Annotated in this window: 13 protein-coding genes; 10 read left to right on the forward strand and 3 right to left on the reverse strand. The window is 36.4% G+C overall.

Translation table 11 applies throughout. The features are described from left to right. The coding region (locus tag H0X48_00005; GenBank protein MBA3953688.1) for an ABC transporter permease at nt 1–1,012 on the reverse strand (1,012 nt) is incomplete at its 3' end. A gap of 83 nt (nt 1,013–1,095) precedes the next feature. On the opposite strand from H0X48_00005, the gene H0X48_00010 reads away from it, so the two are divergent. Both H0X48_00010 and H0X48_00015 read left to right on the forward strand, forming a co-directional pair. After that, entirely contained in the window at nt 1,096–1,548 is a 453-nt protein-coding gene (locus H0X48_00010; GenBank protein ID MBA3953689.1) for an RpiB/LacA/LacB family sugar-phosphate isomerase, read from the forward strand. 74 nt (nt 1,549–1,622) lie between these two features. Continuing rightward, complete coding sequence (locus H0X48_00015) at nt 1,623–1,853, forward strand: hypothetical protein (GenBank protein ID MBA3953690.1); 231 nt, start codon at nt 1,623–1,625, stop codon at nt 1,851–1,853. Between the two features lie 68 nt (nt 1,854–1,921). On the opposite strand, the gene H0X48_00020 is transcribed toward H0X48_00015, so the two are convergent. Both H0X48_00020 and H0X48_00025 read right to left on the reverse strand, forming a co-directional pair. Next, nucleotides 1,922–4,399 (reverse strand): AAA family ATPase, encoded by a 2,478-nt coding sequence (locus H0X48_00020; protein MBA3953691.1) that lies wholly within the window; start codon nt 4,397–4,399, stop codon nt 1,922–1,924. 88 nt (nt 4,400–4,487) lie between these two features. Beyond that, nucleotides 4,488–6,905, reverse strand: coding sequence for an AAA family ATPase (locus tag H0X48_00025; GenBank protein MBA3953692.1), 2,418 nt, complete (start codon nt 6,903–6,905; stop codon nt 4,488–4,490). 145 nt (nt 6,906–7,050) lie between these two features. Between H0X48_00025 and H0X48_00030 the strand changes: the two genes are divergently transcribed. The 8 genes from H0X48_00030 (at nt 7,051) to H0X48_00065 (ending at nt 14,643) form a co-directional block, all read left to right on the forward strand. Next, nucleotides 7,051–8,541 carry an FAD-dependent oxidoreductase gene (locus H0X48_00030; protein MBA3953693.1) on the forward strand — a complete coding sequence of 497 codons (1,491 nt, stop codon included), beginning with the start codon at nt 7,051–7,053 and terminating at the stop codon, nt 8,539–8,541. Nucleotides 8,542–8,668: 127 nt separating this feature from the next. Continuing rightward, entirely contained in the window at nt 8,669–9,247 is a 579-nt protein-coding gene (locus H0X48_00035) for a glycoside hydrolase family 104 protein (GenBank protein MBA3953694.1), read from the forward strand. 129 nt (nt 9,248–9,376) lie between these two features. Beyond that, nucleotides 9,377–10,426, forward strand: a complete 1,050-nt coding sequence (locus H0X48_00040; protein MBA3953695.1) for an alpha/beta hydrolase — start codon at nt 9,377–9,379, stop codon at nt 10,424–10,426. Nucleotides 10,427–10,437: 11 nt separating this feature from the next. After that, entirely contained in the window at nt 10,438–10,704 is a 267-nt protein-coding gene (locus H0X48_00045) for a hypothetical protein (protein ID MBA3953696.1), read from the forward strand. 202 nt (nt 10,705–10,906) lie between these two features. Continuing rightward, nucleotides 10,907–11,194, forward strand: a complete 288-nt coding sequence (locus H0X48_00050) for a hypothetical protein (GenBank protein ID MBA3953697.1) — start codon at nt 10,907–10,909, stop codon at nt 11,192–11,194. 153 nt (nt 11,195–11,347) lie between these two features. Beyond that, on the forward strand, nt 11,348–12,916 hold the full coding sequence (locus tag H0X48_00055; protein ID MBA3953698.1) for a WD40 repeat domain-containing protein: 1,569 nt from the start codon (nt 11,348–11,350) through the stop codon (nt 12,914–12,916). Between the two features lie 30 nt (nt 12,917–12,946). Then, on the forward strand, nt 12,947–13,171 hold the full coding sequence (locus H0X48_00060; GenBank protein MBA3953699.1) for a hypothetical protein: 225 nt from the start codon (nt 12,947–12,949) through the stop codon (nt 13,169–13,171). A gap of 41 nt (nt 13,172–13,212) precedes the next feature. Further along, entirely contained in the window at nt 13,213–14,643 is a 1,431-nt protein-coding gene (locus tag H0X48_00065; protein MBA3953700.1) for a WD40 repeat domain-containing protein, read from the forward strand. The last annotated feature ends 49 nt before the right edge of the window (nt 14,644–14,692 follow it).

Genomic DNA, 14,692 nt, shown 5'->3' on the forward strand with positions numbered 1-14,692 from the left:
AGGTAGTAGCAGTAAGTGTAATACCCATGCCTAAAATTATAAACACTAACTGTAGAGAGCTTCTGTGCATACCCATAGCTTTTAAAATAGCTATATCTCGTTGTTTTTGGGTTATATACATAAATAGCAATGCCACTATATTCATGCTTGCTACAATGGTAACAAGTGTTAAAATTACCCACATAGCATACTTTTCTAAGGTCAATGCTGACACTAAGGCAGGATAGAGATCTTTCCAGGAGTAAGCTTCAAGGCCTAAACGTTTTGTAAGCGCTTGTAAAACTAGATTTTCGTTTTTATGATCTGCTAATGCCAGATTTACTTGCGTAATACCTGTATTAAAAAGCTGCTTAAAAAAATCAAGTGAACAATAAGCTACATGCTCATCAAACTCATTAATACCTGTTTTAAATATATTAGTTATGGTAGCTTCTTTGGTTGAGAGCGTAATTTTAGTACTTTCAACTTGATCATCTTCAGGCAGCAGTAAAATGACTGTGTCTCCTAATGTAACGCCAAGCTGTTGTGCAAGTTCGTTGCCTATAACTAATCCATGAGAGCTAAAGCTAGAAATCCACGTAGGCTTAGAGTGTAAAAGCATAGTATGCAGCGTGCTTACTTGAGCTTCGAGTGTAGCATCAATACCTTTAAGCGCTATGAGCTGTGGTGTAGCATGCTTAGTAGTAGCTTTAATTAACAGTTGTCCAAAGGCAACGGGGCTTGCAGCTAGAATACTGTCTTTAAACTCTTGTTTGAGTACCTGAGAAAGTTTAGAATAATCAAGAGCATGACCACGTGAGGTAAGTGTTCCATCTGCATGAATGCTTTTTAATTTTGCATGAGTAGCTTTTTCAAAGCCATTCATAATAGCTGCTACTAAGGTTAAAGCAAAAGTAGCAACTAAAATACTTATAAAACAGACTCGAATCATAAGAGAGAGGCTTTTTTCGTTAGATGAGCTTCGTATAAAACGAGTGGCTAGTAGTAAGGGAAAAAACTTTTGATAATGCATAAGACCTACTATGGTAAAAGGTAAGTAAAAAAGTATACAAAAGAGTAGTAAGACTTCAATAAGTGTAAACTAAAAAGGGTTATATGCATAGTAAGATAGCCATTGGCTCAGATCACCGCGGGTTTTTAATTAAAGAATTTTTACTGTCGTGCACTGCTTTTGATAACTGGACTGTTGAGTGGGTTGATGTAGGAGCTTACACTAGAGAAAGATCAGATTATCCCACCTTTGGTGCTCAAGTTGCACAACTTATGCTCTCTAATACCGTAGATGCTGGAGTGCTACTTTGTGGCAATGGCGTTGGTATGGCTATAGTAGCCAATAGATTTAAACATATTAGAGCAGGGCTTGTTTGGACAGAAGGCCTAGCGCGTATGGCAAAAGAAGATGATAATATAAATGTGCTCGTGCTTCCAGCTGATTGTATGACTCAAGAAGAAGCTGAGCAGTGTGTATTTGCTTGGCTTACGGGTAAGTTTAAAGGTGGTCGCTATGCTGAACGGCTAGCTCTCATAGAGTCACTTACAAATAGTTAATTTAATTATTGACTATTATGCATAAATAATTTTATACTTAGTACTAAACCTATAATTAAAAATAAAGGAGAGTTATGAAATTATTTACTAAGTTACTATTAAGTCTTATTGTTGGATTAAGCTATACTCAGTTAGCTTTCAGTTTTCTTGATAGAGCAGAACCATCAGATTGGTGGGCAGAGTCAGAGCCAAGAGATGTAAAGCCTGGAGATCCTAGACTAACAAATGAAGATTGGATGAAATACGTTGATCCTAAAGTTTTCAACTCAGGCGCTAACACTACAAAAACAGCACCAAGAGTCTAAGAATTATTAAAGAGGCGAGATCGTAATCTCGCCTCTTTTTATGCACTTAACTGTACTAGGTACTACTATTAGTTGTTATAGTATACACTAATGGTTTGTTCAGTTTCTAGTTGTTTAGCTACTTTTTCAAGTATTTCTTTATTTTCATGCAGAGAGTTTTTTGCACGTTGCGTGTACTCTTCCATAAGATGCCATATTTGAGCAAGCTTGGTGTTTTTTAGCTCTTTTGGCATATCTTGTTCGTTAATACCTTCAAATACAATCTCTTTTAGTTGAGCAAATACTTTTTGCTTTGTCTCTTGAGCAACAGCATGTGACACTGAGCCAAGCAATACTTCTTGAGCTGCAAGACCTGCAAGTTCTATAATAACTGCTTTTTCTTTATCTTGTTGCGTAGTTGTTAATGCTCTGTGATCAGGAGCATAAGTAAAGAGCGCACCTTGACGTATACCAGTTTTAGTAGTTACTGGTAATATCGTTGCTTTAACTAATTGTTCTGGCATATCAAGCGTATTATGAGCTACTATTTTACCAGCGTAATGTGCTGCAAGTACCTGTTTTTCCAGAGCCAGTGGACTGCGATGCTGAGCGCTAATGCCATACACTAAAGTATTAATACTTTGTTCAATGTCATCATGGGTTAGTGTTCTTTGAGCTATATGGGCTCTATTTAAAGCATGTTTTACTACAGCACCTAAAGTAGTCAGTGAACTGCCACTCGTCTGACGAGCTAATTCAGCTATATTAAATTCTGCTTTTGAAACACCATAATTAGCAAGTTCACGGGTAAAGAACACTGCTCTGTCTTCGTCGCTTGGTTGTCCAAAAGTAATCGTTACTCCTAGCTGAGCTGAACTGCCTAAAGCATTGGTAAGAGCTTGAGCATCTTGAGCTGTTGCTATAATAATCACGGGCTTTTTAGGATTTTTGATAGCCCCTGTCATAGTAGTAACAATGTCACCCCATACTTTAGCGTCAATTTCTTGATGGGTAAGCCAGTCAAGCTCATTTATAACAACAATAGCAGGTGTTGCTTTGTCAGCTTCTTTGATAACGTCGCCTAGCTCTTTTTTAAGCAGCGCTGAAGCATGAATATCATAGATGCCGCATTTATCGGTTTTACCTTGAGCTTTAAGTTCTTTGGTAATTTCTCCTGCAAGAGCATGAGCAAGAGCCTTACCTGCATCAACGGGACCTACAAGTAAGTAACCACGTTCTATAGCAGCACCTGTTCTATCTAAGCTAGCTTTATGTTTAAAATAGCTCGCTATTTTACCTAGTTCAGCTTTTGCTTGAGATAGTCCAATAACGTCATTAAAAGTGCTACGAGATGATTTAACGGGAGAACCAGTATCAAAACTTTCACCCTTTAGATAAGCGATACTTTTCATAGTCTGAGTTGACGCCCAACCAGCTAATTCTTTGGCATCTTTCATAATAATAGGAGCAAAGATAGCTGCAGGAGTAATGGTATAGAATGGTTTTGATGTATCAACGTTTATAAATCTACCTAAAGGATTAATCATGTTGCCAATTAAACCACTACCATTACTGGTAGTATGCGTTTGTACAGTAGTTTGATTACCTATTTGAGCACCAATAATTACCAAATCTTCACCTATTTGCTCTAGACTTCTAGAAGAGGTACTTGAAGCACCCTGTGCTAATGGAATACCTACTGGTAATTTAGGTCTGCTTTCTATTTCTTTTTTAGGCAATGAACCTATTAAATTCTTTAAATTTTGAAAAAAGTTGCCAATAGGGCTTATTGTTTTAATAGGATTGTCTTTCGTGATTTCCAAAGTATGCTTTTCTCTTTCCCCTTTTGTATTAATTATGTCTGGCAGTGGTGTACGAGTAGTAACAGTCGGTTCTGGATAATCAGGTAGTTTGTTTGGGGGTGTTATAAGCACATAATAAGCACCTAAACCAATATACGGTAGAGCACGTTTTGCAATGGTTGGTAAATTCCACTCATTAGCAATTTGTGTTGTTCTTTTGGTAAAACGGTTTAATGGCGTTGAACCAACAAATGCGTAATTTTTAGCGATATTTTTTAACTCAGCTTCATTGTGGTCTAAAGCTCTTTTAACCATGCTTGCTTTAAGCGGTGTTGCTTGATAAGAGCGGTTAACAAATTCTTGAGTTTTTAAAGTAGGAATCTGCTTAAGTCCGTTAACAAGAGAGCTATTAACCTGTTCTAAAATTGATTTATTAACGTCAAGAATTAACGGTATAGTAGCATGGCTAAGTTCAAATTGCTTGCCTTGACGTACTTCTAAAATAAAGCTTCTTAAGCTTGTAACATAATCGCGTATAGCTTTTTTGTCATCTACTTTAATACTGTTATTGTTAACTGATTGGGCAAGCTCTTCTAAAGCTTTATCTGTTGTTGCAAGTTGTTTAAGAACGCGTTGCAAGAGAGCTTCAAGAAATTTTGGATCTTGAGTTGTTGTTTGTACTGCTGGCTCTGTTAGTTGTCCATAAGTACTTATGCCTGTACTAAGAGCAAACAATAAACTAAGTGGTAACATTTTTAATCCCATGGGATTCCTTTCTTTTAAATTACAATAAGAGTTTTGGTAAAGAGTAGCAGATACTAGCTACTACTCTATTTTACCGATTTTTTGCTATTTATCTATGAGTATCTATAAGTTTTTTAAGAGACTCTGCATCAAGCGTATGTTTTTCTTCTAATTCTTGAGCTACAGAAACAAGAGCATTTTTATTATCTTTAAGTAGTTGCTCTGTTTCTAATTCAAGTTTTTGTAACATACTATAAGCTTGTTGCTTAATATCCTGTTGTGCTTGTTTTGAAAGATCTTCCAGTAATAGTCCGTCAAGTAGCACCTCTTGTGCATACTTAAGAGCTTTTTGCTTATCTTTTGTATGATGGTGCGATCCAGATGAACCAAGTACTATTTTTTCTGCTAAAGGCCCAGCAAGTTGGATCATACATTGCTTTGTTTTCTCTTGAGCATCTTGAAGCTTAAGTGCTTCTGAATAATTATAGGTAAACAAGCCGCCAAACTTTGTTGTTTGAGTTTTGTGTTGAGCTTCTTGCTTATCTGTCCATAGACGCTTTTCTATAATTTTACGATGTCTAGGGAGTATCGTTACCGATTCTAATTTGTTTTCAGGGTTAAGCAGTATGCTTGCTAGAGCGTGGCCTGCTTGGTGTAATGCAAGTATGTTTTTTTCTTGAGCAGTAAGCGGCAGTAGTGTTTTAAAACTACGTACATGAATATTAACCTGTTCTTGTAAATGCTCTTGGCTTACCCCTTTAGCTTGTGTACGAGCTACAAAGCGGGCTTGTTTTATTATAAACTCTAAGTCACCGTATGAGCATTGCTCTGTTTGGCGAGCCAGTGTATCGATACAAATTCCTTCTGTATCAATAGCATTATGCTTAAAGAGTACTTCAAAATACTTTTTACGATTTTCGTAGGATGGTTTTTCAAAATGTATTATAGTACCAAAGCGCCCTGGTTGCAGTAAGGCAAAATCAAGCATTTCAGGATGATTAGTCGCTCCAAGTAGTATAACTTGATGCTTTGCATCGCTTTCACTGTTAATGCCGCTCATGCCGGTTAAAAATTGACCTAGCACGTCGCCTCCCCACTCTTTTGTTTGCAGTGGCAACGTATGAATTTCATCTATAAACAGTACACAAGGGGCATTGTTTTTAGCTTCTTCTAAGATCTTTTGAACACCATCTTTTTTCCATACAATGTCGCTCCACTTAAGCTCTCTAAAGCCAAATTTAGTGGCAGCGTTTTTTTCTGCAAGTGCTTTGTTTATACTTCCATGGAGTGCACGTGCTGCAAAAGTTTTACCGCTACGTGATGGGCCAACAAGTAAAAGTCCTTTTTCTAAGTTAGCGTTTGAGCGATCGTATATTTCTGGTGCAGTAATATATTTTACTAATTTGCGTAACTCAGCTGTTTGACTTTCAAGTCCTACTAATTTTTCGTCATCGAGTGTCATCTTAATAGCATAATCGTAGCCTCTTTTAGTTGAGTTGCTATCAAAACCTTTAAGTTGCTCCCATTTACTACGTATTTTTCCTTTTATATCATTTTTTACTGTTTCTAGTTGATCGGGCAATGGTATTTTACTAAATGTCCACATACCTACGCCTGCAACTATAGTTCCTAATTTGTAGGTTTCTTTGTCATTATATGCTTCAGCTAAAATACCTATAATGCCACGAGTTGGTGCTGCTGTTTTGAGTTGCCGACTTAAACGTCTACATTCACGTCGTGCTGCGGGAGTTAAACGAGTACTCTTTGCTGTCTGATTTCCTGGTATATTTTCCTGTGTGTATAAGTAAGAAGTACCCATAAAGGACTTGATATCACGTAATGTACCAGTTTGAGGAAACCAATTGTTTGGCATAAAGTGAATAGCTGTTGCAGCAGTGATTGTTGCTAGCGGTATATATTTTAAAGAATTAGTAATATAAAATCTATCATTAAAAGCATCAAGCTTGCGCGCTACTATGTTTATCGTAGTAAGGCCTGCTTTATCAGCTTTTTGTTTAAGTAGATTAATAAGGAGATCATTAGAACAAGTTAGTTTTGAAATAGATTCTAAACTTGTATACTGAGCTACGCGTGTTGGAGCTGCTGTATCTAAATCAGCCACCGGTACGGATATGAATTTGTTATCTAATATGCTTGATACTTGTAAAGCAAGAACTTTAATGGAGCTGCTTAAAGTATGTAATTGAGATTCAGTAAGCGGATGCGTATACGATTTTGCCAGTCTTCTAATTGCTGCTTGATGAGCAGAAGACCAGTCAAGAGCATCTTTTTTATGCAATGGCTTTATGGTGCCCTTGCCTATAGCTTGCCCTAAATATTGAAGCGTAGAGTTAAGCTCATCAAGATGCTGTAGGTTTTTTTCAAGCAACAAATTGAGCTGTAACGCACGTGTTTCTTCAGTTACTGGTAGTATCACTTCTTCTAAATTATTAGGTACTGAAAAAGTTGTGCCAGTTAAAGCAAACAACATGACTGCTAAAGTAGATACTTTAGTTGCAAAATTCATAAGCGTTTTTACCTTTCTTGTACTGTGTAGTATACTAATGTTAATATGAATTCTCTTTACTAGTCTAAGATGTATGCTCTATTTGTCAAAAGGCCTTAGTATAAGAGTTTAAAGAAATAAATTAACTTTACAGTAAGGATATACTATGACTAGATATGTTACTACTTTAGCTGCTGTGTTACTGGTAAGTAGCGCAGGAGCTTACTGGTTTGTAAAAAGGCCGCATCTTAAGATTATCCATAAAAAAGAAGTAGGGGGTTCTGCCTATTCTCTTGCTGCATTAAAAGATCTTAAAAATATAGTGCCTGTTGTTGTTGTAGGTTCAGGTCCTGCGGGCTTGAGTGCAGCGCTTTATACGGCTCGTTCATCGCTCTATACCGTTGTCTTTCAGGGTGAAAAGCCAGGCGGGCAACTTACTACGACAACGTATGTAGAAAATTGGCCAGGTACTAAGAAAATGCTTGGCACAGAGTTGATTGCTCAAAACCGTAATCAAGCAGAAAAGTTTGGTGCAGTGCTTGCTACAGGTAAAATAGAAGCGGCAGACTTAAGCGTTTGGCCTTTTAAATTAACTACCGATGAAGGCCACGAAATCAATGCTTTAACGGTTATTATAGCTACAGGCGCAACGCCAAAGCGTCTTAACTGCCCAGGTGAGGAAGAGTATTGGGGTAAAGGAGTTACAACCTGTGCAGTGTGTGATGCTCCGTATTTTAAAGACAAAGATGTTGTAGTAATAGGTGGTGGTGATTCAGCCGTTGAACAAGCTAGCTTACTCGTTTCGTATGCTAAAAATGTTACGATGCTTGTGCGTGGTTCTGCCATGCGTGCAGCTCCTGCAATGAAGCAACGTATAACTGATTCAAAAAAAATTCAAGTATTATACAACACCGAAGTTCTCCAAATAACCGGTCAAAATCACCCTGGTAAAGAAAAAGAAGTTACTGGTATAGAGCTTAAAGATAAAGCAACCGGCAAAACAACCTCGATGTCTATAGATGGGGTATTTTTAGCTATTGGCCATACACCAAATACACAGGTGTTTTCAAAATATGTTCAGACTAATGCTGAAGGGTATATAACATTGCCTAATCGTACTCAAGAAACTTCATTGCCAGGCATATATGCTGCTGGAGATGTTGCTGATTTTGTCTATCGTCAAGCGGGTGTAGCAGCAGGTGACGGTATTAAAGCTGCTCTTGATGCTAGTATGTTTTTGCAAGAACACGGTTTTAATGACGAATTTGCCAAAACATTAGAAAAAAACTATTACGAAGCCAACCAAGATAGCGCTATTTTAAAGCTTACTCCCGTTGTAACAGTAAAAGACTTTGATGCTATTGCAAAAAAATCAGGCTATGTGGTTGTTGATGTAGGAGCTGATTACTGTAGTTCTTGCCATGCTTTACTTCCTTTGCTTGAATCTGCAGCGGCTAAACTTAAAGATAAAGCTCATTTTGTACAAATTAACTTAAGCGATAATCCTAAAGAGCTTGTGCAAAAGTTTGATATTAAAGGTAGTATTCCTCAGATACTTATTGTTAAAGATGGTCAAGTTATTAAGCGCTTTGATCATCCACCAATGACTAAACGAGCAGTTTTACAATCCATTAATGAAGCTGTTACTCAAGATTAAAATCTCTCCTTAAAAAACGTATTTTAGAGGTGCCCGTAAAATCGGCACCTCTTTTTGTTTTAATTAAAGATAAAAAAATGTATAATGAGTAATTAATAAGCAAAGTTGCTTTAATAACGGAGAAACTATGCTCAAAAAATTAATCAAAATAGCATTAGCAAGTTTGTTTAGTGCTGGATTACTTGTTTTTTTTACAGCTCCCAAAGTACGCGCACCTGTTCATCCTAAATGGGTGCTTAATCTTGAAACGCTCTTAAAAGAATCGCGCGTTAAAGCATTTTTAGATGTCATTGCTTATGCTGAAGGGACCCTACACATTAATGGGTATAATACCCTCTATGGTGGCCAGGTATTTTACGGTTATAGTGATCATCCACGTAAAGTGCTTACGTATATGTCTCGCCGACAATTGCTTAAATCAAGTGCTGCTGGACGCTATCAAATACTGCAACGCACTTGGGATATGTGGGCTCCTAAATTATGTCTGAAAAACTTTGGTCCTGAAAGTCAGGACAAACTTGCTTTAGCGCTTATTCGTCAGATGGGTGCTCTCTATGATGTTGTTGAAGGAAGATTTGAGTTAGCAATCAAAAAAGTTTCTCCTATTTGGGCAAGTCTTCCTGGGGCATCTTATAATCAGCCTATGCTTTCATTAAAAGATCTTAAATATTTGTATCATAAGCGCTTACAAGCTTATAAAAAGTAGTTGCTTATAGCTGTGTATGCTTAAGATACAATTAAACTTTTATTAAAAATATTGCAATTAGCAATTTATATATAGTAATATAAACTAAAATAGGTCGGTAGAGTTAAATAGCAGGGGTTGGGTATTTATATGAACTATTACATAAGTTACGGTATATTAGCAGCGAGCACTTTTTTTAGTTGTGCTCAAGAGTTGCCTCGTAAAGCGCAAAAATATTTAAAGCATACTTATGAAGAAAAAGTATCTTTTGATGCACGTGAAAATGTGCTTTCAGATAAAAAGATTACCCGTAAAGGCTTGCTTATTGTCAATCCTCGCGCTACTGCAACGGTATTGATTTGTCATGGTTTTATGTGCGATAAGTTTGATATTAATTTTTTGCGCCTTATGTTTAAAGATTATAATTGTATGACTTTTGATTTTCGTGCTCATGGCGAAGACAGTGAAGGGCAATGTTGCACTTTTGGTCGTGATGAGGCCTATGATGTTATTGCTGCGGCACAGTTTATTAAAAACCATCCAGTGATTAAAAATAAACCACTTTTTGTCTATGGTTTTTCTATGGGGGCCGTTGCTTCTATACTTGCGCAAGCTCAAGATCACACATTATTTGCAGGTATGGTACTAGATTGTCCTTTTGATTCAACCGATAAATTACTTGAACGCGGTATAAGCCATCTTAAAATTAGTATCTTTGGCTATGAAATGGCTATTCCCGGCTCTTCGTGGCTTAAAAGCTACGCCTATAGTCCTTACATTCAATCGTTGTTAAAAGCCATACTTAAAACTATTTCTAAAATGGATGCAACCCAAGTTAACACCTGTATTTGTCCTGTCTACCCCGAAGAGGCAGTTAAATACGTTACAGTGCCTTGTTTTATAATAGGATGCGTTAAAGATGATAAAGCTACAGAAGAAGCGGTAATGAGCGTGTATAATAATTCAGTATCTAGCTATAAGCGGTTATGGATGACAGAAGGGCGGCGCCATTTTGATTCGGTATTTTATCGTATGGATGATTATTTTCATAAAGTAAATAAGTTTATAAAAAATTGTTTACAAAAAAAATTAGCTGGTAAAAAACCAGAAAAAATTACTCACGATCCTGGTACGTTAGCGCCAGATAAAAAACTTGTAGAGTCGGCTGAAGCTGCCCCTCTTGGTAAATTATTAACCTAAAGGAGACTCGTATGAATCTAGAATATAAAGGTAAGTTTATAGCTCTGCTCTTATTACTAAGCATAGCTGTGTCGGCTCAAGCACGGTATAGGTCACGCGGCGGTAGTTGCTGCAGACCTGCGCGTCGAGCGTGTTATGGTAGTTATTACCCTGCATATGGCGGTTATTACGGCTACGGTTATGGCTATGGCTTAGGGGCTTATTGGGAGCCTTATTACCCAAGTCCTTATCCTTACCCTGTGCCCGGGGTAGCTTTTAATTTTAACTTCGGCTATTAAGCATTTGTCAGGTAGTATTTTTTTGTTCTCCTACTACCTGACAAGTTTCCTTCTTATTTATCTTCTCTTTTAGAAAATTGCGTACTTTCTCTTTTTTCAGCATGCTTGCTTAAAAGCTAAAAAATAAACTCTGCTTGACTTTTATTTATATTATAGTAAAATAAAAAGTGTAATATATAATATTAAATGAAAGGAGGCTGATTTGTTTACAGTATCTAACATATTAAAAGCATTCGCTTGTGGTCTAGTGGCATTAAGCTCAGCTGCAAGTGCATATTATCCAGTATATCCTGTGTATTATTCACGACCTGTAATACAGCGCGTTATGGTGCCAACGGTTAGACGCTACTATGTACGTCCAACACCGGTATATCCAGTTCTACGCCCTGCTGTTATACGAGCTTATCGCGCTATGCCACGTCCTCGTGTGCGTCATATGTATATTGGTGCAGCATATGCACCACGTTTTTCTTTTGGGTTTTCATTCTAAAACCTACTGAAAGGCCCCATTTAGATGGGGCCTTTTTATTGTTCTTTTGTTCTCTATTTTATTAGTTTAAAAAAGCTTAAGTGACAAATTTAAAATATTGCCTACTGTTAGTTATAATATAATAAATAATATTTTTTAATTAAAGGTGCCTCAGTGTGTACGTCGTTTAAACGTGTAATTATTCTTATAGTTAGTTTTTTAACGTTTTCTAATTCATTTTCTTGTTTGCGCGATTTGGCAGCAGATAAATTTCTTGACCTACTTTTATCGCAAACATTTCTGCAGCAAGCTATTACTCTAAAAACTTTACCTAAAGATATTATTGATATTCTGAGGAAGGATTTAATTGCTAAATATGAGATGCTACTTATCAGAACGCTTTCATTAAAGCCTAAAGAACTTAAAGGGCATAAATACGGAATAACTTCGGTAGTATTGAGTTCTGATGGCAACTATGCTCTTGCTGGCTCATTTGGGGAGAATATACGTTTATGGAATTTAAAAACATTAGAATCCCAGAAGCTTAAAGGCTATGAATGCGGGGTAAACTCACTAGCCTTTAGTCTTGATGGTAACTATGTTCTTACTGGATCAGATAATAGGACTGCACGCTTGCTGAATTTAAAAACACTAAAAATTAAGGAACTTAAAGGTCATACACATGACGTAAAATCAGTAGCATTGAGCCCAGATGGTAATTTTGCTCTTACTGGATCAGAAGATAGAACTGCGCGCTTATGGGATTTAAAAACGTTAGAATCTAAAGAAGTTTGTCGCCACAGAAGTTGGGTAACTTCAGTAGCATTTAGTTCTGATGGTAACTATATTCTTACTGGATCATTAGATAGTACTGCATGCTTGTTAAATTTAAAAACCTTAGAGTATAAAAGCCTTAAAGGGCATAAAGATGGTATAAGTTCAGTAGCATTTAGTCCAGGGGGTAATTTTGCTCTTACTGGGTCACAAGATAAAACCGCACGCTTATGGGATTTAAAGACTTTAAAATCTAAGGTTCTTAAAGGACATCGAGCTGGTATAAGTTCAGTAGCATTTAGCTCTAATGGTAACTACGCTCTTACTGGATCAGATGATGGTACTGTACTTCTATGGTATTTAAAAACATTAGATTTTGATAAAATACATGATCTTGAATATCCTGTAAATTCGGTAGTATTTAGCCCTGATAGCACCTATGCTCTTACCGCGTCAGAGAATACTCTGCGCTTGTTGAAGATCCCTTCTTTAGAAGAATTTACACTTGAACAGCTAATCTTTATTATAAGACTTACACAATCTACGATTGATTTAGACTGTTTGAAAGAACAACAGATGCTTGAATCTTTTGCTACAGCTATAGATCCGTTTTCTAAGTTACTAAGTGAAAATTATGCCACTAATCTTTTAGTAAAAGCATATATAGATATGAAGCGTAACCAGTTATTTAAAGCAGCGGCTTATGATGATGTTGAGACAGTTGCCCAATTGCTTAAAAAAGGTCTTTGTTTAAATACGTGTGATAAAGCAGGTAATAACTTATGGCACTATGCTTTTAAAGGAACTAATGGTAAAGCAAGTGAAAAAGTTCTTAATCTTTTATTAAGTTTAGAAAACATGCAATTGCAGTTAAAGAAAGCAAATAAGGCTGGCCAATATCCCTTTGTTGTAGGGCTTATTCATAACAAAGATTTTACTCAACAATTTATAACTAACTACTGTAACTAAAAAAAATATTATTTTATTCAAGGATACCTTATGATTACCTATTCTTTACGATTACTAGTTGTTTTAGCAACTTTTGCTATGACCTCTAGTACACTTTCTTGTTTGCGTGATTTGGCAGCTACTAAATCTCTTGAAATACTTTTATCACAAACGCTTCAACAGCAAGCTGCTACTTTAAACACTTTGCCTCTAGATAGTATTGATATTCTTAAAACTGCCTTAATTCTAAAAATAAAGCCTTACTTACACAAATAATCTCATTAAGGCCTAAAGAGCTTAAGGGACATAGAAGCTGTGTGAACTCAGTAGCCTTTAGTCCTAATGGTAACTATGCTTTAACCGGATCAAATGATACGACCGCACGCTTATGGAATTTACAGACATTAGAATGTAAAGAACTTATAGGCCATACAAGTTGGGTAACATCAGTAGCATTTAGTTCTGATGGTAGCTATGCTCTTACTGGATCAGATGATTATACTATACGCTTATGGAATTTAAAGACATTAGAGTATAAAGAACTGAAGGGGAATTGTACTTTATTAATACCAGTAATATTTAGTTCTGATGGTAATTATGCTCTTGTTGGATTAGATGATTGTACTGCTCACTTATGGGATTTAAAAACATTAAAATCTAAAGAGCTTAAAGGTCATGCAGATGCTGTGAGATCACTAGCATTTAGCCCTGATGGCAACTATGCTCTTACTGGATCAGCTGATTGTACTGCTCGCTTATGGAATTTAAATACATTAGAGTCTAAAGAGCTTAAAGGCCATACAGATGCTGTGAGATCACTAGCATTTAGTTTTGATGGTAACTATGCTCTTACCGGATCTAATGATAAGACTGCGCGCTTATGGGATTTAAACACATTAGAATCTACTGAACTTAAAGGTCATAATAATATTATAATTTCAGTAATGTTTAGTCCTGGTGGTCAATATGCTCTTACGGGATCAGGTGATGCTACAGCACGCTTATGGAATCTAGAGACATTAGAATCTAAAGTACTTAAAGGCCACAAAAGCTGTATAAGTTCACTAGCATTCAGCCCTGAAGGCAACTATGCTCTTACTGGGTCATGGGATAATACTGCGCGCTTATGGAACTTAGATACGCTAGGATTTCAAGAGCTTAAAGGGCACACTGACAGTATAAAATCAGCAGCAATTAGTCCTGATGGTAATTATGCTCTCACTGGATCTATTGATACTAATGCACGCTTATGGCATCTACCTTGCTTAGAAAGATTAAGTCTAGAGCAATTACTTTTTGTTATAAGACTTAACCAATCTACTTTTAATTTAGACGGCTTGGAAGAGCAAAAATTGCTCGAATCTTTTGAGATAGTTATAGGTACATTGCCTAAAATTTCTAATGAAAATTATTCAACCAATCTTTTAGTAAAAGCATATATAGATATGAAACGTAAACAGCTTTTACAAGCAGCTGCTCATGATGATGTTACTACAGTTGCCCAATTACTTAAAAAAGGTTTTTGTTTAAATACGTGTGATAAAGCAGGCAATACCTTATGGCACTATGCTTTTAAAGGATCTAAGTGCAAAGCAAGTGAAAAAGTTCTTGAGCTTTTAGTGACATTAGAAGGTACTGTTAAAGGCTTTAACAAAGTAAATAAACAAGGTCACACACCCTATGTGCAAGGCCTTATCTATAATAAAGATTTTACACAGAAGTTTATAAATGATTATTGTACCTGTTAAATAAAGATTTGCGTGTATTTTTGGTGCTATAATATCTTCTTTATAACAT

The organism is Candidatus Dependentiae bacterium, from assembly GCA_013821315.1.
GTDB lineage: Bacteria > Babelota > Babeliae > Babelales > Babelaceae > JACDHA01.

Excerpts from the sequence above, each read along its gene's own strand:
- H0X48_00015 (MBA3953690.1), top strand. The coding sequence starts at position 1,623 with ATGAAATTATTTACTAAGTTACTATTAAGTCTTATTGTTGGATTAAGC.
- H0X48_00060 (MBA3953699.1), top strand. The coding sequence starts at position 12,947 with ATGATTACCTATTCTTTACGATTACTAGTTGTTTTAGCAACTTTTGCT.
- H0X48_00025 (MBA3953692.1), bottom strand. The coding sequence starts at position 6,905 with ATGAATTTTGCAACTAAAGTATCTACTTTAGCAGTCATGTTGTTTGCT.
- H0X48_00045 (MBA3953696.1), top strand. The coding sequence starts at position 10,438 with ATGAATCTAGAATATAAAGGTAAGTTTATAGCTCTGCTCTTATTACTA.
- H0X48_00020 (MBA3953691.1), bottom strand. The coding sequence starts at position 4,399 with ATGGGATTAAAAATGTTACCACTTAGTTTATTGTTTGCTCTTAGTACA.
- H0X48_00035 (MBA3953694.1), top strand. The coding sequence starts at position 8,669 with ATGCTCAAAAAATTAATCAAAATAGCATTAGCAAGTTTGTTTAGTGCT.
- H0X48_00030 (MBA3953693.1), top strand. The coding sequence starts at position 7,051 with ATGACTAGATATGTTACTACTTTAGCTGCTGTGTTACTGGTAAGTAGC.
- H0X48_00040 (MBA3953695.1), top strand. The coding sequence starts at position 9,377 with ATGAACTATTACATAAGTTACGGTATATTAGCAGCGAGCACTTTTTTT.
- H0X48_00010 (MBA3953689.1), top strand. The coding sequence starts at position 1,096 with ATGCATAGTAAGATAGCCATTGGCTCAGATCACCGCGGGTTTTTAATT.